We start from the raw sequence: 20,448 nt of genomic DNA, 5'->3' as shown, positions 1-20,448 counted from the left end.
CGTATGGAGGGGGCTGCTGCGAACGCCGCGCGATCGCAGCAGGAGCGGCGATCAATGAACCGCTATCGTTCCTGGAGATGGTGTCTCATGCACGAACTGTAGGCGCTCTCGGCCTGCACATAGTGACTGTGGGCACTCGCGCATGTCGCCGCGTCATCACCGCTACAGGCAGCCTGCATGGCCTGGATTGCCGCGATCAGCGCATTGGCTTCCTGAGCGCAGGGTTCGCTCAGCGGCCCGGCGCCGGACGTGGATGACTGCAACTGATCGCCCTTGCCCCGCCTGTTCGGGGCCGAGCCGTGAATCCACATCGGTTCGTCGGTCAGGCTGAGCAATGCGTCGAAATCCGGTGAGTGGAGCGGTTGGTTCTGCCGGTAGACGGCGGATCCGTCCGAGTAGGTGATCAGGATCTCGCCGGTGCCGGGATCCGATCTGAGAATCGAGTCCTGTGAAACGCCATAAATGATCCCGTTGTCAATGAAGACCGTGGTTGGCGGCGTACCGGCCTGGGTCGTGGTCACACAAGCCACCAAAAAGACGATCACCAAGACATATCGCATCATGCGTGGTCCTCCGTCGCGGATTAAAGTGTGTCGATCGGTTTGACTGCCGCACTGACTCCCCCTAGCGAGACCGCTATTTAAGCTTATGCGCCCCCAACGTCAATGGAGCGTGTCAAATTCTAGCGAGGGTGGTTTTTTTTTCAAGCCGGCTGCGCGGGCCCGGCCGCATGGCGCGTTGCACGGGTTTGCGGCCGGTGGCAGAATAGGGGCGTCAGCACGCCTTTATCGGGGTGTTCCCCGACTTTCAAACAGGCACTCCCGGATGTCAAACGGTACGGTTCGCGTTTTCGATGCCGCGTGCGGGCTCGGTATGCTGGGCCTGGCCTTGTCGGTCCCGGCGGCATGGTTCGAGGATGTGGCACCGGCGGCCGGGGTCGATTTCGAGTACCGCAACGGCATGCGCGGTGAATTCTACTTTCCCGAGATCATGGGTGGCGGTGCCGCGCTGCTCGACTACAACCGCGATGGTTTGCTCGATCTCTACCTGGTCCAGGCCGGGCCGATCGGACCGGACATCGCGCCGGGCGACCGGCCCGCGGGCGACCGGCTCTACCGCAACGTCTCGGCCCGCAACGACGACGGCGAGTGGGTGGTTCGCTTCGAGGACGTCACCGAGGCCGCCGGCATCGACGCGCGTGGCTACGGCATGGGGGTCGCCGTCGGCGACTACACCGGCAACGGCTACCCCGATCTCTACGTGCTCAACTTCGGCGACAACCAGCTTTGGCGCAACAACGGTGACGGGACGTTCACCAACACCACCGGGGCGGCCGGGGTCAACGATCCGCGCTGGAGTGTGAGTGCCTCCTTCGAGGATTTCGATGGCGATGGCCGGGCCGACCTGCTGGTCGTCAACTATGCCGACTATACCTTCGAGGCTCACCGCGAATGCCGCTCGGCAGGCACCGGACGCCTGGACTACTGTTCGCCCTCGGCGTATCCGCCGGCTTTGGATCGTTTGCTGCACAATCAGGGCGATGGCCGTTTCCGGGACATCACTGATGCGGCCGGCCTCGGCAAGGCTCGCGGCCACGGACTGGGTGTCGTGGCGTCGGATCTTGACGGCGACGGCAGGGTGGATCTGTATGTGGCCAACGACGGCAGCGCCAACTTTTTCTGGGTCAATCAGACAGCCATGCGGTTTGTCGACGAGGCCATGCTGGCCGGCAATGCGGTCAATGCCGACGGCGTGGCGGAGGCCGGCATGGGCGTTGATTCGGCCGACTACGATCACTCCGGCGGTGAGGATCTGTTCGTCACTCACCTGCGGCGTGAAACGAACACGCTCTACCGCAACGACGGTGACGGCTGGTTCAGTGATGTCAGCATCGCGACCGGTCTGGCTACGCCCAGCCTGCCGTTTACGGGCTTCGGCACCGGCTGGCTGGATATCGACCTGGATGGCTGGCTGGACCTGGTCGTGGCCAACGGCGCGGTCACCGAGGAGGAACATCTGGCCCGGGCCGGGGATCCGTTTCCCTACCACCAGGCCAATCAGCTGTTCATCAATGGCGGCGACGGCCGTTTCGAGGATGCAAGCCGGCGCGGTGGGCCGGCTTTTGCCGCATCGCGCGTCAGTCGGGGCGTGGCCATTGGTGATATCAACAATGACGGGCAGCCTGATCTGGTGGTCATCAACCTCAATGCGCCCGTGGAGATTTTGATCAACCGGGCCGGCAGCGGCCGGCACTGGCTGGGTCTGGACGCGCGCATCGACGGCAAGCCGGTCAGCGGCGTTCGTGCCTGGCTGGTCGGTGAGGATGGCCCGGGGGCGATGCGCCGCTCGCGTCGGGACGGTTCCTACGCATCGGCCAGGGATCCGCGAATCCTGTTCGGCCTCGGCGATCGGATGAAAGCGCAGACCGTGCAGGTCCGCTGGCCCGACGGCGAGATGGAAACTTTCGCCGATCTGGCGGTCGGACGCTATCATCGAATCGAACGGGGAACCGGGCAATGACGACGATTTTGAAATGGCTTTGTGTCTTCGCCACACTGCTGTTGTGCGCGCCAGGCCAGGCACAGACGGCGACCGCCGGGCTCGAGCCGGTACCGGAGCTGCCGCTGGAACAGGTCGCCGCGCCGGTCCGACGGGCGCTTAGCGAGGCACGAGACCGGCTTGACCATGCGCTGTCCGGGGACGTGGCCGATGCGGTGCTGGCCGAGGCGTTCGGGCATCTGGCCGACGTCAGCTTTGCCCATGACCTGACCGCGCAGGCGCGTGCCGCCTATCGCAACGCCATCGAGCTGCGTCCGGAACGACAGGAGTGGCACTATTTGCTCGGGCTGGTTGAAATCAGCGAGGGCCGGCTGGATGCCGGCATTGCCGCGCTGGATCAGGCGATCGATCTCTATCCGCGCGATTTTGCTGCCCTGATTCATCGCGCCCGGGCCAGGCTGCAGCGCGGGGACCTGGATGCCGCCGCCGCCGATTTCGAGCGTGCCCGGGGGCTGGTGCCCGAAGCGCCTGCGGTCCTTGGCGGGCTTGGGCGTGTGGCGCTGGAGCGGCAGCAATACCAGCGCGCGATCGAGCTGCTCGAACAGGCGCTCGAGCGCGCGCCGGCCGCGAGTCGCTTGCATCACTTCCTCGGTCGCGCCTATCGGGCTGTTGGCGATCGGGAGCGTGCCCGCGATCATCTGGAGCAGGCCGGTGAGGCGGCCGAGCCGTTTCCCGATCCGGTGCTCGATCAGGTCCGCCAGCTCTCGCGCAGCCCGCAGTTCTATCTCGAAGCCGGGCTGTCCCAGGCCGGGCTCGGACAGCTCGAGGGCGCCGAGCGAATGCTGGCGCGCGCGCGCGAGCTGGCACCGGATGATCCGGACGTTGTGCGCAATCATGGCGATGTGCTGGCGCGTCTCGGGCGCCTTGATCAGGCGCGTGCCGCGTTTTCCGAGCTGGTCGAGCTGGATCCGGAATCGCCGCAGGCACACTTCTATCTTGGTCAGGCCGAGGAGCTTGGCGGACGCCTCGATGCGGCGCTTGCCGCCTATCAGCGGGCCATCGAGGTGGGAGCGACCGACCCGGCGGTCGAGGAATCCATCGCCCATATCATGCTCCGAAAAGGCGACACGACCGGGGCCGGGGCGCGTTTCGCCCGGCTGGCCGAGACTGCCGAAGAGGTTGCCGATGCCGCTCGCTTCAGGTACTGGCAGGGCCTGGTCGAGCTGGCGGCCGGGCGCTGCGGCACAGCCGCGGGGTGGCTGGAACAGGCGCACACCCTGACCGATGGCTACAGCGAGGCTGTCGTCACTGCCCTGGCCCGCATGCACGCAAGCTGCCTGCCGCCCGAAACGGTCGATCTGGACCAGGCGCTGGAGTGGGCGCAGCTGGTCTATGACGCCCGGCCCGGACTGCGTTCTGCAGCCACGCTGGCCATGGTGCACGCCGCCCGGGGCGAATTCGATGATGCCATCGACTACCAGGCCCAGGCGATGTTCGAGGCCGTCAAGCGCGGCATCCTCACCGAGCGCCCGGAGCTGGAACAGAACATGGCGCGCTATCGTGAAGGGCGCCCGGCCCCGGTGCCGTTCGGTGAAGATCACCCGGTGTTTGTCGCCGGGCTCGGCGCTAGTGGGCCATCCGGCTAATTAGCCGCATGGCCCACTAGCCCGCATTATTCATGAATCGCCGCGATGATTGCGCAGGGGATTGTTCGCACAGCGGATTTTCCGACCGAGCGGAATACCAGGCTGTATTTCCGAGGGAGAAAAATCCGCTGTGCGGACAAGGCGCAAGCAAGGGCGCGAGTGAATTCATGAATAATGCGGGCTAGCGACTGATCAGACCAGGCGCCATCCGATCCACACCAGGCAGAACGCCACCAGAAACCACAGCCCGACCCAGGCGAGCAGACGCAGGCCGCGACCGGGCCGGTGTTCGGCCGGCACGTGAGTGCTGGTCAGCAGCCGCAGGTTGAGCCAGGCCAGTAGCGGCGCGGCCAGGAACGAGACGGTCGTGGCAAAGTCGATGAGCACGGTGAAGCGGTGGCCGAAGAAATGAATGATGATCAGTGCGCCCGCCGCGACCACAAGCAGCGCGACCGGGTAGCGGGCCCGATGAGCCGCGCCTCGCGACAATGACGGTTCGACGCCGCGGGCGGCATCGAACAGGGCGTTGAGTACGCGCGGATAGGCGTCGGTGACGGCCAGCGTGGTCGAGAACATCGTGGTCAGAGCGGCGACGGCAATCAGGGGACGGGACCATTCGCCCAGGGCGAGTGCATAGCTGTCGACCAGGCGTGCCGAGAAGGCCACAGCGGCATCCGGCAAGGACTCCCCACCGTAGAGCACCAGCGCGCCGAGCATCAGAAACAGGGCGGCCAGCACGGTGGCACCGATATAGCCGACGCGGAAATCGAATGCCGCATCGGCAACGCTGGCAGCCCGGCCGGTCTGCCGGCCGCGCTCGAGCGTCCACAGCGAGTGCCATGCGGCGACGTCCAGCGGTATCGGCATCCAGCCCATCAGCGCCAGCAGGAACGCGACGCCGCCGGCGGTCCAGACCTGCGGCCAGCCGCTGCGCGGGTCGAGCGCCTGCCAGTCCGGACCGCTGCCCAGGGCCAGGACAACGGCCAGCAGCGTTGACAGGGCCAGAACCGCCATGATCAGCTTCATGATCCGATCAAGGCCGCGGTAGCGGCCAAGCGCCAGCACCACGAAACAGCCGACGAGGACGGCCGCTGAAAGGGTCGTGATCGAACGATCCAGCCCGAACACAACGCCGGCCAGCCCGGCGGCCACCACCGTCACGCTGGCCTGGATGATCAGCATCGTTCCCAGCGTGATGATGGCGAAAAGCCCCAGCGCCCAGCGTCCCAGGCGCCGGTATCCGGCAATCAGGCTTTCGCCGGTGGCGGCAGCGTAGCGGGGCCCGAATTCGAGAAACGGGTACTTCAACAGGCAGGCGGCAAGCACCAGCACCAACAGCGTGGTACCGTAGTCGGCGCCGGCCCGCGTCGACTGCACCAGATGGGAAACACCGACCGCTGCGCCGGCCATGATCAGGCCGGGACCGAGGGCCGCGAGCGCGCGTTGTCGCGAGCCGCTTGCAAAAGTAAAGAACATGTTCATATCATACGAGCGAAGTCTGATCGGCTGTTCAACATACCGGACAGTATCGATAAACCATAAATCATCTCTGCTTTGGGGAGAAAACTAATGAAGTCATGCCGATTTCTGGCCCTAGCATTCGCGCTCCTGTGGCTGGTTGGTTGCGGCGGCAGTTCGAGCGTGGATCGCACCGTACCGCAAGGCCCGGCCGAGAATCCCGAGGGTGATCCGATCGATGGGGTCATTACCGCACGCTTCGACCCGAGCGGCGGCGACATTCCGTTTCCGAACAGCCTGTTGTTGTCCGGGACAACTGATCTCACGCTGAATATTCCGGTGGCGGACCCAACCGACTTTTCCGACCCGGCCGTCGCCATGAACGCACTCGACGGGTTCAGTACCGTCGCGCCCTGGACCTTCTCGTTCAGCGCGCCGGTTGATCCCTCGACGGTGGTCCCCGGCAGCAGCGTGCGCTTTTTCGAGGTGCAGTTCGTGACCGGCACCGCCGCGGTTCAGGCGGTCAACCGCGAACTGGTTCCAGGACAGGATTACGTCGCGGTCGTTGCATCGTCGAGCGACGAGGAGAGCACCATCGCGATCGTGCCGCTCCGGCCGCTGCAGGAGATGACCGGCTACATGGCTGTGGTGACCAACGGCATTCGCGACAACAGCGATAATCCGGCCACGCCGGCCCAGACCTATTTTCTGGCCAAGCGTCCCGCACCGCTGGTCGACGCCAACGGCAACAGCACTGATCCGCTGCTCGACGACGCCACCGCGCGGGCGCTGGAGCCGCTGCGGCAGCTGATCAACACCCATCTGGCCGCGGCCGGATCGCAGGGCATCGCTCGCGACGACATCGTGCTGTCGTTTACCGCGACCACACAGTCGGTAACGCCGGTGCTCAGCGTGGTGCGATCACTGCTCGATACCACCGACACCCAGATTGCCCAGGCCTGTGTTGCTCCGGGTGCCTGTCTGACCACCGCCGATGTGCTGCCGCCGGGCGCGTCCCCGGGGATTGCCGATCTCTATATCGGGGTGATCGAGCTGCCCTACTACCTCGGTGTGCCATCAGCAGACAACCCGACGGCACCGCTGAATCGATTCTGGCAGGCCGAGCCCGGCGCCTACGTCCCGCCGTTCGACGGGTTCGGGCTCGATCCGACCTCGACCCACGTGACGGTGGCCAACCCGATTCCGGTCGAGACCGATCGCCAGGTCGTACCGATGCTGATGACAGTCCCCAATGCGGCGTCCGGACACGTTCGTCCGGCAGCCGGCTGGCCGGTGGTGATCTTCCAGCACGGGATTACCGGTAACCGAAGCCAGATGCTGGCGCTGGCCGATACCATGGCCTCGATCGGCTTTGCCGTGGTCGCCATCGATTTGCCGCTGCACGGCATCACCCAGACCGACCCGCTCGATCCGGAGCAGCCGCTGGCGGCCTTCTATGTCGGCAACACGCCGTTTGCGCCGATCGCCAATGAGCGCACTTTCGACGTTGATTTTCAGGATAACGCCACCGGTGCACCGGGACCCGACGGCGCCATCGACGGGTCAGGCGCCTGGTTTATCAATCTGCAAAGCCTGCTGACGGCGCGAGACAACCTGCGCCAGGCACAGGTCGATCTGTCCACGCTGGCGCTCAACATACCGCGGATGGATATCGACGGCGATGGCGTTGCCGATCTGGATGGCTCCAATATCAACTTCGTCGGTATTTCGCTTGGCGCCATCACCGGCACTGCCTTCCTGGCGGTTGAGCCGACGGTCGGAAACGGCGTCCTGTCGGTGCCGGGCGGTGGCATCGCCAACCTGCTGGCAGGATCGGATACTTTCGGCCCGGTGATTCGCGCCGGGCTGCAGGGTGCTGGCATCGAGCCCGGCTCGCCGGAGTTCGCCCAGTTCCTGCTGGCCGCACAGACCGTGATCGACTCGGCCGACCCGATCAACTGGGGCGCGACCGCGGCCGCGACCAACAGCATTCTGCTGCAGCAGGTTGCCGGCGACGCGGTGGTTCCCAATGCCGTTCCGGGCGCGCCGCTGTCGGGCACCGAACCGCTGATCGCGGTCATGGGCCTGGATGCGATCACCGATACCGTTCAGGACCCGATGGGCATCCGCGGTGCGGTTCGCATGATCCAGGGCGATCATGGCTCGTTGCTGAGTCCGGCCGCTTCGCCGGCGGCCACGGCCGAAATGCAGGGTCAGGCTGCCAGCATGGTGGCTTCCGGAGGCGCCATGGTCGTCATTGGCGATCCGTCACTCATCCAGACCGACTGACAGGGAGAATTCGAACATGAAACGGCAAGCATTCAACACACGCCGGCGCGGTGCCAATATCCGACCGCATGCACTGGCCTGTGCCATCGGTCTGGCCCTAACCGCCCAGCAGGCGCAGGCGCTCGATCTGAGCACCGAAAACGTCGCAATCAGGCTCGACACGACGGTGAGTTATGGCGTTGGTTTCCGAGTCGAGGACCGTGATAACGACCTGGTCGCCAAATCGCACTTCAACCCGCTGATCGTGCAGCAGCCGCTGGAAGACCAGATTGCCGCGACCGGCCGGTTTTCGGCCAACTCCGATGACGGTAATCTGAACTTCGACCAGTGGGATACGATTTTCAATCAGGCCCGCATCACCTCCGAGCTCGATATCAACGCCGGGCGCTGGGGCGCTTTCGTGCGCGGCAACTATTTCTACGACTTCAAGCTCAACCAGATGGATGAGCTGTCCGAGGGCGCCAAGGACTATGTCGGCGAGCGCGCTCGACTGCTCGACGCCTATCTCTGGACCGACTTTGACGTCGGTGACCACACAGCATCGGTGCGACTCGGTCGCCAGGTGGTTAGCTGGGGCGAAAGCACGTTTATCGCCGGGGGGATCAACACGATCAACCCGGTCGATGTGACCGCGCTGCGAACCGCCGGCGCCGAGCTGCGGGATGCCTTTCTGCCGCTCAACATGCTGTGGAGCACCTTTGACATAACCCCCAATCTGTCATTTGAGGGCGTGGCGATGTTCGAATGGGACGAGGTGGAAGCCGAGCCATCGGGCACGTTTTTTGCAACCAATGACTTTGCCACGGCCGGCGGTCGCTATGTCATGCTCAACTTCGGCCTGGTTGGCCAGCCGGTGCGCAATCCCGATCTCTACAACCGGACCTGCGTGGTGGGCGACCTGAGCGCCAGTGACCTGGACTTGCCGCCGGAACTGATCGCGATCGGCTGTTCAGCCGCTTTTCCGCGCGACCCCGACAACCGTCCTTCCGACAGCGGCCAGTTCGGACTGTCGTTCCGCTACTTCGCCCCCTGGCTGAACGACACCGAGTTCGGCCTGTACTATCTGCGTTATCACAGCCGTCTGCCGGTGCTTTCGGGTCGCGCTGTGTCGAACGCTGCGCCGTCCTCAGGTGCTGTGATTGTCGAGTACCCGGAGGATATCGACCTGTTCGGCGTGAGCTTCAACACGACCATTCCGGGCGGCTGGTCGCTGGCCGGCGAAGTCAGCTATCGTGACAATCTGCCCGTCCAGATTGATGATGTCGAATTGCTCTACGCCGGCTTGTCGCCGCTCAATCAGGCCATTCCGGAGCCCTACAACCGGTTTATCAGCCAGCTGGGTGATTTCGAGCCGGGCGAGTATATCCAGGGCTATGAGCGCCGCGAGGTCTCGCAGGCACAGTTCACCCTGGTCAATCTGTTCGGGCCCGGCAATTTCCTGCGTGCCAACCAGGTGGCCCTGGTCGGGGAGTTTGGTGCCACTCATGTCTGGGATTTGCCGCCCTGGAGCGAACTGCGGTTCGAAGGCCCGGGCACCGATACCTTCGGCGGGCCGTCACGACTGACGGGCGGTAACTCACGCAGTCCGATCACGACAACCGACGGCTACGTCACCTCGTTCAGCTGGGGCTACAGGCTGGTGGTTGCGCCGACCTACAACTCGATCTTCGGGACATCGTGGAACCTGACGCCGCGCCTGGCGTTCAACCATGACGTCAACGGTGTCGCGCCGGGACCGGGCGGGAACTTCATTGATGGTCGCAAGCAGCTGACCTTTGGTCTGGGCTTCGACTATCAGGCCAGATGGCGGGCGAGCCTGTCGTATACCAGCTTCTTCGGAGCCGGAATCAACAACCTTCTCGGTGACCGCGACTTCGTGGCGGCATCCCTGAGCTATTCATTCTGACGCGGAGGTCACAATGGTCGATCAAATCCCCAACAAGAAGATGAAGGTCTTCGCTGCGCTCGCTCTGGGCGCCATTCTGGCCGGCTGCGGAACAACACCCGACGCCGATCAGACCGACCGCTCGTCTGAACAAGCAGCAATGGCCGATCGTTTCGAAGCCGAAGAAGCGGCGCGTGCCGAGCGTGAGGCCGCCGAGCGCCAGGCGGCTGCCGAGGCCGAGCGCCGCGCGGCTGAACAGGCAGCAGCCCGTGCCGAGGCCGAGCGTCAGGCGGCCGAAGAAGCAGCCCGCGCCGAGGCCGAGCGTCAGGCAGCCGAGGAAGCCGCCCGCGCCGAAGCCGAACGTCAGGCAGCCGAGGCAGCAGCCCGCGCCGAGGCCGAAGCTGAACGTCAGGCAGCCGAGGCAGCAGCCCGTGCCGAAGCCGAGCGTCAGGCAGCCGAGGAAGCAGCCGGCGCCGAAGCCGAGCGTCAGGCAGCCGAGGAAGCGGCCCGTGCCGAGGCTGAGCGTCAGGCAGCCGAGGAAGCAGCCCGTGCCGAAGCCGAGCGTCAGGCGGCCGAGGAAGCGGCCCGCGCCGAAGCCGAACGTCAGGCGACCGAAGAAGCGGCCCGTGCCGAGGCTGAGCGTCAGGCGGCCGAGGAAGCAGCCCGCGCCGAAGCCGAACCTCAGGCGGCCGAAGAAGCGGCTCAGGCCGCAGCTGCGACCGAAGACGAAGATGAACCGGCCCTGGCCGATGAAGCGAGCGAGGAGATGGCTGCCACGGCGCAGGGTGAAGTCGTCGATGCGGCTTCACAGCCGGTCGTTGCCCAGACCGACCTGGAGGTTATCATCCCGCGCACGCCGGAGAACATTGCGAGGCTGGGCCGCGACCTGACCCCGATGGGATCCATCCGCGCCGGCAATGCCGAAGGAACGATTCCGGCCTGGGATGGTGGCATCAGCCGCGATGACTGGCCCGAGGGTTACCAGCCCGGGGACCGTCACCCTGACCCGTTCCCGAATGACGAGCCGCTGTTCACCATTACCGGCGAGAACTATCAGGAGTACGCCGATCGTCTCTCGGCCGGGCAGATGGCGGTATTCGAGCGCTACCCCGACACCTACTACATGAAGGTGTATCCCACTCGCCGCAGTGCGTCGTTTCCCGAGCGCATCTACGAGGCGACCATCGACAACGCCACGACCGGTCGGCTGGTGGCCAACGGTGAGGGCGTTGAGGATGTCTACGAGGGCTTCCCGTTTCCGCTGCCGCAGAACGCCTATCACCTGATCTGGAACCACAAGCTCAAGTTCAAGGGCATCGGTGGAGCGCGCTACAACAATCAGGTCGTCCCCACGGCCAGCGGCAATTTCCAGCTGATTCGTCTGCGCGAGGAAATCCTTGGCCTGTACTATCGGGAAGGAATGACGATCGAGGATACTGACAACATCCTGCTTTACTTCTTCCAGGAAGTGCTGTCGCCCGCGCGCCTGGCCGGCAACATTCTGCTGGTTCACGAGACGCTCAATCAGCTCAAGCAGCCGCGCCAGGCCTGGATCTACAATCCCGGCCAGCGCCGCGTGCGTCGTGCCCCCAATGTGGCCTATGACAATCCCGGTACCGCCTCTGACGGCTTGCGCACCAACGACATGACCGACATGTTCAACGGTGCCATGGACCGCTACAACTGGGAGATCGTCGGCAAGAAGGAAATGTATATTCCCTACAATTCCTACGGCGTGCACAGCGGTGAGCTGACGGCCGATGATCTGGTCATGCCCGGCCACCTCGATCCCCAGTATATGCGCTATGAGCTGCACCGGGTCTGGATTGTCGAGGCCACCCTCAGGGAGGGCACGCGTCATATTCATCCGCGCCGCACCTTCTATCTGGATGAAGACAGCTACCAGATTGCCCTGCTTGACCACTACGACCAGCGCGGCGATCTGTGGCGTGTGTCCGAGGCACATACGATCAACTACTATGAGCTGCCGACCTACTGGTCGTCGGTGCTTTCGCACATGGACCTGCAGTCCGGACGTTACCTTGCCGACGGCATCGATAACCAGGATCCGGTACCGACATTCAACGTCGAGCTCAGCCCGAGCAACTACACGCCGCAGGCGCTTCGCACCCGCGGCCGCCGCTGATCGGCGGGCAGTCCAACCAGGGGCCGACCGCGGGTCGGCCCCGTTGTTCGGGAGAGAGGCCTGATGAGATTCCACCTGTCGCTTGCGCTGGCTGTCGGCCTGCTGCCGCTGCTGGCTGCAGCCCAGTCCGTCGAACCGAAGCCGGCTGAACCCGCCGCCCTGGCTGCCCAGTCCCTGATCCTGGACGTGGAGCGGGCCGGTGAGCGCTACGTGGCCGTGGGTGAACGGGGGCACGTGCTGATTTCACGCAACGGTCAGGACTGGGAACAGGCCGAGTCCGTCCCGGTACGGTCAACGCTCACCCGGGTTGCCTTTGTCGGCGGGCGTTTGTGGGCGGTCGGTCACGATACAACCATCATTCACAGTTCCGATCTCGGACGCACCTGGCAGCTGCAGCACTTCGCGCCCGACTGGGAAAAGCCGCTGCTCGACGTGCATTTCTTTACCGCTAACGAAGGTCTTGCGGTGGGTGCATACGGGCTGGTGATGACAACCACCGACGGTGGTCGCACCTGGACGGCCAAAGACATGGCCGATCTGCTGGTTTCCGAAGCGATCGACTGGGAAGAAGCGGCTGCTGCCGAAGCAGAGCACGCCGAGACCGATGAGGACACCCTGGCGGACTGGGAAGACGAACTCTATGACGCCTCAGAGGATTTCGATCGTGGCTGCTACGAATTCCTGGAGTGTCACTTGAACGCGATCCTGGCGATGAACGGGCGGCTCATGGTTGCCGGCGAGCGCGGCTACGGATTTCGCAGCAGCGATCAGGGCGAGAGCTTCGAGAGTTTTCGTTTTCCATACCCCGGATCGATGTTCGGCCTGCTGCCGATCTTCGATGGCGTGCTGGCATTCGGACTGCGCGGCAACGTGCAGCTGACGCGCAATTTCGGCGACGACTGGCAGTTGCTCGACAGCGGTGTGCAGTCGAATCTGATGGGCGGCGCGCTCGACCCGGACGGACGCCCGGTGATGGTGGGGGCGGCGGCCACCGTGCTTACTTACGATCCGCAGAGCGGGCGTTTCTCGGTCAGTGAGGACCGTCTGGGCAGCGACTATGCCGCGATTGCCTATACCAGTGACGGCAGCATGATACTGGCCGGAGAGGATGGACTGAAACATGAGTGAAGCCAGCACGCTGACGCGCCGAATCAGCAATTTCGTCTTCAGTATTCGACCCCTGATCCTGCTGCTTTTTGTTGTCGGAACGGCGGTGATGGTGTACTCCACGCTGCAGCTGCGTGTCGATGCGGGCTTCAAGAAGCAGTTGCCGCTCGAGCATCCCTACATGCAGACCTTCCTGGACTATGAGCGGGAATTCGGCGGCGCCAACCGCATCATGGTTGCGCTGATGGCAGAAGACGGCGACATGTTCACGCCGGCGTTTTTCTCCGCCTTCGAGCAGGTCAGCAACCGGGTGTTCTTTGTGCCGGGTGTCGATCGTGCCAGCGTTCGCTCCATCTTTACCCCCAACGTTCGATTCGTCGAGGTCGTCGAGGACGGGTTTGCCGGCGGCAACGTCATCCCGGCCGATTTCTCGCCGACGCCCGAGATGCTCGATACGGTGCGCTCGAACATCATCAAGTCCGGTGAAGTCGGTCGTCTCGTGGCCGAGGATTTTTCGGGCGCCATGGTCTGGGCCAATCTGCTCGAGGAAGATCCGTCGACCGGCGAGACCCTGGACTACCAGGATGTCGCCAAGCGCCTGGAAGCCATTCGCACGGAATTCGAGAAAGACGGGCATACCGTACACATCATCGGCTTTGCCAAGATTGTCGGCGATGTGGCCGATGGCGCGCGTGGCGTCGTCGTTTACTTCGGCCTGGCGTTCCTGATTACCGCGATCCTGCTGCTGGCCTATTCTCACTCGCTCTGGCTGACCGTCCTGCCGCTGGTTTGCTCGGTCACCGCCGTCATCTGGCAGCTTGGCCTGCTGAGCCTGATGGGCTATGGCATCGACCCGATGAATATTCTGACGCCGTTTCTGGTGTTCGCCATCGGCGTCAGCCATGGCGTTCAGATGATCAGCGGGTGGAACGCCGAAAAGCTGTTCGGCGGTCATTCACCGATCGGCATGGTACAGGACGGCATCCCGCTCGAGGAGGTGAAACCGGTTTCCAGCCTCGATGCGTCCAAGGCGACGTTTGCACGCCTGCTGGCGCCCGGATCGATTGCCCTGCTCAGCGATACGATTGGCTTTCTGACCATCCTGCTGATCAATATCCAGATCATTCAGGAACTGGCCATTACCGCCAGTATCGGCGTCGCTGTCATCATTTTCACCAACCTGCTGCTGTTGCCGGTCCTGCTTTCCTACGTGCGCCTGCGCAACGAGGACAAGAAGCGGCGCAAGCAGTACGAGCACAGCCAGCGTCCCAGCCCGGTATGGGATCTGATCGCGCGCTTCACTCGCCGCGGCGTCGCGATATCGGCGCTGGTTGTCGGTGTGGTCCTTTTTGCGCTGGCCTGGGTCAAGGCTCAGGACATGAAGATCGGGGATTCCGAACCGGGCGTGCCGGAGCTGCGTGAAGACGCCCGCTACAATCAGGATGCGCGCCTGATTGCGGATCGGTTTTCGCTGGGAACGGACGTGATCAGCGTCATCGCTCAGACTGAAGCCGGCGCCTGCACCGAGTCTTTCGAGGTCATGAATGCGATTGATCGCTTCGCCTGGCACATTCGCAATGTCGAGGGCGTGCAGCAGGTCATTTCCCTGCCCATGGTCGCCAAGCTGATTACCGCTGGCTGGAACGAGGGCAATCTCCGCTGGCAGGTTTTACCGCGCAACAAGTTCGTGCTCCGGCAAAGCCTGCAGAACATCGAAACGGACTCCGGCCTGCTCAATCGGGACTGCAGCGCGATGCCGGTGATGGTGTTTACCGAAGATCATCGCGCCGAGACGATCGACCGCGTGGTCAAGCGCGCCCACGAGCTGCAAGACGAGATCACCATAGAGCGACTGGGCTATGAGCCGCCGGCTGAGACGGCGCACGGTCACTGGCCGGAAGACGGCGATCATCCGCCACTGCTGTTTCGACTGGCCACGGGTAACGTCGGCGTGATGGCCGCGACCAACCAGGAAGTGGCGGCTGCCCAGACCCCGATGCTGATCTACGTCTATGCCGCGATCATCGTGCTGTGCCTGATTACCTTCCGCACCGTGCTGGGCACGCTTTGCATTGTGCTCCCGCTGGTACTGGTCAGCTACCTGGCCTACTCGCTGATGGCTTATCTGGGGATCGGCCTGAAGGTCAATACCCTGCCCGTTGTCGCGCTCGGCGTTGGCATCGGTGTTGACTACGGCATCTATATCTTCAGCCGCATGCGCGCCTTCATGGCCGACGGTCTGAGCCTGGATGATGCCTATTTCCGCACTTTGCGCCTGACCGGCAGAGCGGTGTTCTTTACCGCCATTACCCTGGCGGTCGGTGTCGGAACCTGGCTGTTTTCCGAACTGAAGTTCCAGGCCGACATGGGCATCCTGCTCGGCTTCATGTTCATCTTCAACATGATCGGCGCAATGCTGCTGCTGCCCGCCCTGGCCCGCGTGCTGCTTGGCTGGCGCGAAGGCCGCGAAACAGCTTGAGCGAATACCGGCACCGTCGAAGGGACCGAATGCACCGCCCGGCGGTGTCATGAGCAGGCTGGAGCCGCAGGCAGCCTGAACTCAGCGCGCGGTCGGAATGGCCCGAGTCAGCGCACAGACCTGCTCGATACCCTCGAGAATGCGCGGTGTCGGGCGCATCAGCCGGGTGGCATCAATGGTTGCCAGCCGAGGCGACCAGTCGTGCCGTGACGCCGCCTGCCGCCAGTGCTCCAGCGGGTCGCTGACCGGATTGTCGCGACCCTCGGTTCCAGCCAGCACCAGGTCCGGCCGGCCCGCCAGCACGACCTCACGGTCAACCACAGCCGCTTCGGTGTCGAGTTCCGCGAACAGATTGCGCGCCCCGCAGCGCTCGAAGATCTCGTTGATGAGGTGTCGGCCACCCAGGGTGTACAGCGGCCGGGCCGAGATCTGGTAGAACACGGTGACGCGCTGCTCATCGGTGCCCGCCTGCGGCACCAACCGCAAGCGATCGCGGAAGCTTGAGGCCGACTGGCGCGCAGCCACCGGTGTGCCGAGCCGGTTGCCGATCTGCTCGATGGCGTCGGCGATCTGGTCGAGCCGGCGGATGTCGATCCAGACCAGCTCGATACTGAACTGCTCCAGGTGATTCGCGGCGGCCAGCGCCGTGCCTCCTTGCCAGGCCAGGGCCAGATCCGGTTCGAGGGCGACGATGCGCTCCATGTCCAGGCGAAACGCGTCGCCGATTCGCGGCAGCTGCCCGGCTTCCGGCGGCCAGTCGCTGTGGGCGATCACGCCGACCAGTCGATCGCCGGCACCGGCGGCGAAAACCAGCTCGGTCAGATGGGGTGCCAGGCTGATCACTCGCGGGCCGGAGTCGCTGTATGTGGTTCTTGCGCCGGTCAACAGCAGTGCGACCAGTACGGGCACCAGCAGGGGCCGGAAGCGACTAAATCCGGTAGGCATAGGTCAGCGTCAGGGTCAGCACGGCCCACAGCAGCATCATCAGCGGCAGCCCGACACGGACGAAATCATTGAACTTGTAGCCGCCGGCGTTCATGACCAGCAGATTGGTCTGATAGGCCATCGGTGTGGCAAAACTGAGGTTGGCGCCGAACAGCACCGCCAGAACGAACGGTTCTGCCGGCAGCATCAGCTGCTGCGCCAGACTGATGGCGATCGGCGTTCCGATGACGGCGGCGGCATTGTTGGATACGACGTTGGTCAAAGCCGCCATGGCCAGCATCAGGCCTCCGAGAATGGCCCAGGACGGAACCCCGAAGCTGGCGCTCAAAAACACCTGCGCCAGCCAGTCTGCGCCCCCGGTGCGCATCAGCGCAGCGCCCAGGGCCAGCGAGGCGACAATGATCATCACCACCTGGATCGACAGCGCGTTCATCGCTTCCTTCCAGTTCAGGCAGCGGGTAAGCAGCATCGCCAGTACGCCGCATACGGCGCTGAGGGCAATCGGCAGCACTCCGAAAGCGGCGATGATCACGACGCCGGACATGATCGACAGCGCCACAGGGGCCTTGCTGGTCTTGGGTAGATTGACCGAACCATCGAGCACCAGCAGGTCACCGCCGTCCTTGAGCTGATCCAGTCGCGAAGATGACGACTGCACCAGGAGCACGTCACCCGAGCGCAGCACGGTATTGTCCAGGCCCGTGCTGCGCGTTTGCTCTTCGCGGTTGAAGCGGTGCAGGGCCAGCAGGCGCAGACCATAGCGCGACAGCAACCTGGCTTCGCTGATACGTGAGCCGAGCAGCCGCGACTGTGGCGTCACCGCCACCTCGGCGATCTTCTGGTCACCGGGACCCAGCGGATGGGCGTCGTCGACCTCGACATCGCCGGAAAACAGCTTGCCGCCAAGCACATGCGCGAACTCGCGCAGATTGTCCTGGGTGTTGGTGGTTGTGATGCGGTCGCCGGCCTTGAGCTTGACGTCGGGCAGGGGCGTGACGAACACGCCGGGCCCGCGCTGTATCTTCTCGATCTTCAGCTCGCCGTTGCATCGCTCGATGGCCTCGGCCAGCGTCAGGCCGACCGCGTCGCTGCCGCGTGCAAGCCGGATCTGGGCGGTATAGAGACGCTTGACCGTCGACTGCATGGGAACCGGTCGTTGCGGCAGCAGCCGCGGCGCCAGCAGCCACAGGTAGAGTAGCGCCACGGTCCCCGCGATCGCGGCTGGAATGATGAAATCAAACATCCGAAAGGGCGCCACGCCCATATCCGCAGCAACGCTGACCACCAGCAGGTTGGTCGAGGTGCCGATAGTCGTGGCCATGCCGCCGACGATGCTGATCATGCCGACCGGCAGCAACATGCCTGAAGGCGAATGTCCGGTGCGCAGTGCAACCCCGAGCAGGATCGGCAGCAACATCACGACGATCGGCGTGTTATTGATGAATGCGCTGAGCACGGCGCACACCAGCAAAGTGGCCAGCAGCGACAAAGCAGGCGCCCTGCGCCAGGAAATCGCCAGCAGGCGCCCGACTGGCTCCAGCGCGCCGGAACGAATCAAGCCATGACCGAGGATCATCAGGGCGCACACGGCAATCAGCGCCTGGTGACCGAATCCGAGATAGAAATCGGTCGGGCTGAGTTCGCGTCCGTCCGGGCTGCTGTAGGGGAAGAGCTGGAATCCCACCGTCAGAATCACCAGCACGACCAGTGAGGTGGTCTCGAGCGGAATGCGGTCGCGCGAGAACAGCACCAGGGCCAGCAGCACCAGGATCAGTACGCCGAGTGCATGGTAATTGGGTAACGCCAGGCTCATAGACTGCGGATTCTACGCGGATTCCGACCGGTTGGCGTCAGTTGGTCGAATCAGCCAGACTGGCCTCGAGATCGGCGAATGTGTGAACCGGGCTCAGGCAGCGCCGGCCGAGGCAGGTCACGGCAGTGGCCTGGTCGCGCACTGCCAGCTCTGCCAGTTGCTCCGGCAGATCCTCGACCGGAAGACCCGGCGGCAGGCGGTAGACGTCAAGCCGCGGATCGGCGGTCAGTTGTCGATGCCAGTCGGCGACGGGATGGTCCGGGCCTGCGAGCAGGACCTGGGGTCTGGGCTGCTCGATGGCCTGCCAGGCACGCAGCAGGGTCGCGTGGGCCATGGGCGAACGGGCGATATCGCCGCTGGCGGCCTCGATGACGCCCCGCGCCGCGTCGACCAGGGCGATTCGACCGGACAGATGGCCCAGCCGGCTCAGCCCAAGCGCGGCCTGTCCGGCGCCGGCCGGGGTGGCATCGTCGGCGTGTGCCAGGGGCCGGGTCAGCAGCGGTTCGTAGTCGCGCGGCGTCAGGTAGAGCGCGCCGCGTTCCGGGTCAATGAACTGATCCATGATGCGTCCGGCGAGACGGCTGGCCAGGTTGAACCAGCGCATCTCGAAGCGCCAGGCGAGCATGTCCAGAATGGCGCACAATGCGTTGGCGTGGTCATCGAGCAACGCGGTCTGGGCGCTGCGCTCGTTGCGCCATACGGCCCGTGGCGGTTCGTGGCCGAACAACCTGACGGCGACGGCGTCGAGCGCGACAGCCGCCAGCTCGAGCCAGTCCTCGCGTCCAAGCAGCCGGCCAGCGACAGCCAGGGCCTCGATGACCAGACCGTTCCAGCCAGCCAGCAGTTTGTCGTCTCGGCCCGGTGCCGGGCGCTTGTTCCGGACCGCCAGCAGGCGCTTTCGCGCCGATTCCAGGCGGTGGTCCAGCTCATCTTCGTCCAGACCTTGCTCGACCAGCTCGCCGCGTGAGCGGGCGATGACCAGGTGCCAGTGCCGGCCTTCGAAGTTGGGCGGGCCGTCCAGACCGAAGCGCGCGCTGAACAGCGCCTCTTCGTCGCGGATCAGGCGTTCGCTGACCTCCTTGCGCGTCCACACATAATAGGCGCCCTCGCCATCGTGGCTGTCGGCATCCAGACTGGCCGCGAAACCGCCGCCCTCGAGCGCCATGTCGGCTTGCAGCCATTGGACCAGGCGTTTACAGACTTCGCGCAAGTCCGGACGGTTCCATCGCTGCGCGGCCTCGGCGTAGAGTCGCAGCAGCAAAGCGTTGTCGGAAAGCATCTTTTCGAAGTGCGGAATCTCCCATACAGCGTCGACACAGTAGCGGAAAAAGCCGCCGCCGAGATGGTCGTGCAGGCCGTTGCGGGCCATGGCATCGAGGGTGTCGCCCAGCATTTGTGCCGACTGCTCACCGCCGATTTCGGCCAACGCGGCCAGCAGCGGTGCCTGCGGGAATTTCGGACCGGCCCCGAAGCCACCGTTGTCGCGATCGAAGTGTGCATGGGCTTGGGCAGCGAGAGAGTCCAGGGCGGCCTGCAGGTCGTCACTGCCACCCGGTCGCGGCGCCGCGATCGCCTGCAATGCCTCCTGGACCTGGAGATGCTGGGCGCGCAGTTCGTCGCGCCGGGTCGACCAGATCTGGTGGATTCGCCCGAGCAGATCACCGAACGCGATCATGCCGTGACGCGGCTGCGGCGGAAAGTAGGTGCCGGCGAAAAACGGCGCCTGGCTGGCCGGGTCGAGAAACACCGTCAGCGGCCAGCCGCCGCCGCGACCGGTCAGCAGCTGGTGAGCCAGTTGGTAGATGCGATCGAGATCCGGCCGCTCTTCCCGGTCGACCTTGATATTGATGAAATGCGCGTTCATCAGTGCCGCGATGTCATCGTCCTCGAAGCATTCATGCGCCATGACGTGACACCAGTGGCAGGCGCTGTAGCCGATCGACAGCAGAATCGGCTTGTCGAGCGTGCGCGCCATGGCCAGGGCCTCGCGATCCCAGGGCTGCCAAGCCACCGGATTGCCGGCGTGCTGAAGCAGGTAGGGACTGAGCGCCTCGGACAGGCGGTTGACGACCGGGTTTTCGTTCATGGCTGCAGGGATGGTCAGAGTGCAGCGCCATGGTAAGGCATCGGGCGTTCAGCCGGTCGTGATCCCGGCGTCGCAGGAGCGCTGGGCATCTGCGA

At 64.4% G+C, this 20,448-nt stretch carries 12 protein-coding genes; 7 read left to right on the top strand and 5 right to left on the bottom strand.

Features of this window, described 5'->3' with window-relative positions; all coding sequences use genetic code 11:
* Positions 1–62: 62 nt before the first annotated feature.
* Positions 63–563 carry a hypothetical protein gene (locus HND55_14770; protein ID QKK03810.1) on the bottom strand — a complete coding sequence of 167 codons (501 nt, stop codon included), beginning with the start codon at positions 561–563 and terminating at the stop codon, positions 63–65.
* 262 nt (positions 564–825) lie between these two features.
* Between HND55_14770 and HND55_14765 the strand changes: the two genes are divergently transcribed.
* Together HND55_14765 and HND55_14760 are read left to right on the top strand one after the other, a co-directional pair.
* Complete coding sequence (locus tag HND55_14765; protein QKK03809.1) at positions 826–2,520, top strand: CRTAC1 family protein; 1,695 nt, start codon at positions 826–828, stop codon at positions 2,518–2,520.
* Positions 2,517–4,145, top strand: a complete 1,629-nt coding sequence (locus HND55_14760; GenBank protein QKK03808.1) for a tetratricopeptide repeat protein — start codon at positions 2,517–2,519, stop codon at positions 4,143–4,145. The genes HND55_14765 and HND55_14760 overlap by 4 nt, the downstream gene beginning before the upstream one ends.
* A gap of 192 nt (positions 4,146–4,337) precedes the next feature.
* Here HND55_14760 and HND55_14755 read toward each other — a convergent pair whose 3' ends face one another.
* Positions 4,338–5,555, bottom strand: a complete 1,218-nt coding sequence (locus tag HND55_14755; protein ID QKK04139.1) for an Nramp family divalent metal transporter — start codon at positions 5,553–5,555, stop codon at positions 4,338–4,340.
* A gap of 159 nt (positions 5,556–5,714) precedes the next feature.
* On the opposite strand from HND55_14755, the gene HND55_14750 reads away from it, so the two are divergent.
* The 5 genes from HND55_14750 (at position 5,715) to HND55_14730 (ending at position 15,509) form a co-directional block, all read left to right on the top strand.
* The gene (locus HND55_14750) at positions 5,715–7,892 is read left to right on the top strand and encodes a lipase (GenBank protein QKK03807.1); all 2,178 of its coding nucleotides are present in this window, start codon (positions 5,715–5,717) and stop codon (positions 7,890–7,892) included.
* Positions 7,893–7,908: 16 nt separating this feature from the next.
* Positions 7,909–9,798, top strand: coding sequence for a DUF1302 domain-containing protein (locus HND55_14745; GenBank protein ID QKK03806.1), 1,890 nt, complete (start codon positions 7,909–7,911; stop codon positions 9,796–9,798).
* Positions 9,799–9,811: 13 nt separating this feature from the next.
* Entirely contained in the window at positions 9,812–11,923 is a 2,112-nt protein-coding gene (locus HND55_14740) for a DUF1329 domain-containing protein (protein ID QKK03805.1), read from the top strand.
* 63 nt (positions 11,924–11,986) lie between these two features.
* On the top strand, positions 11,987–13,051 hold the full coding sequence (locus HND55_14735) for a hypothetical protein (protein ID QKK03804.1): 1,065 nt from the start codon (positions 11,987–11,989) through the stop codon (positions 13,049–13,051).
* Positions 13,044–15,509: an MMPL family transporter gene (locus HND55_14730; GenBank protein QKK03803.1), complete on the top strand. Its 2,466-nt coding sequence runs from the start codon at positions 13,044–13,046 to the stop codon at positions 15,507–15,509. Before HND55_14735 ends, HND55_14730 begins: the two co-directional genes overlap by 8 nt.
* A gap of 81 nt (positions 15,510–15,590) precedes the next feature.
* Here the strand turns inward: HND55_14730 and HND55_14725 are convergent, their stop codons facing one another.
* Genes HND55_14725 through HND55_14715 form a run of 3 tightly spaced genes read right to left on the bottom strand, consistent with a single transcriptional unit; the run spans position 15,591 to position 20,353 of the window.
* Positions 15,591–16,454, bottom strand: coding sequence for a cobalamin-binding protein (locus HND55_14725; GenBank protein ID QKK03802.1), 864 nt, complete (start codon positions 16,452–16,454; stop codon positions 15,591–15,593).
* Positions 16,438–18,267 (bottom strand): SLC13 family permease, encoded by a 1,830-nt coding sequence (locus tag HND55_14720; GenBank protein ID QKK03801.1) that lies wholly within the window; start codon positions 18,265–18,267, stop codon positions 16,438–16,440. Before HND55_14720 ends, HND55_14725 begins: the two co-directional genes overlap by 17 nt.
* A gap of 37 nt (positions 18,268–18,304) precedes the next feature.
* On the bottom strand, positions 18,305–20,353 hold the full coding sequence (locus HND55_14715) for a thioredoxin domain-containing protein (protein QKK03800.1): 2,049 nt from the start codon (positions 20,351–20,353) through the stop codon (positions 18,305–18,307).
* Positions 20,354–20,448 lie beyond the last annotated feature (95 nt).

This window comes from Pseudomonadota bacterium (assembly GCA_013285445.1).
In the GTDB taxonomy this organism is placed as follows: domain Bacteria; phylum Pseudomonadota; class Gammaproteobacteria; order Xanthomonadales; family Wenzhouxiangellaceae; genus Wenzhouxiangella.
The sequence above is the reverse complement of the archived record's forward strand: the minus strand, read 5'-3'. Positions and strand labels throughout refer to the sequence as shown.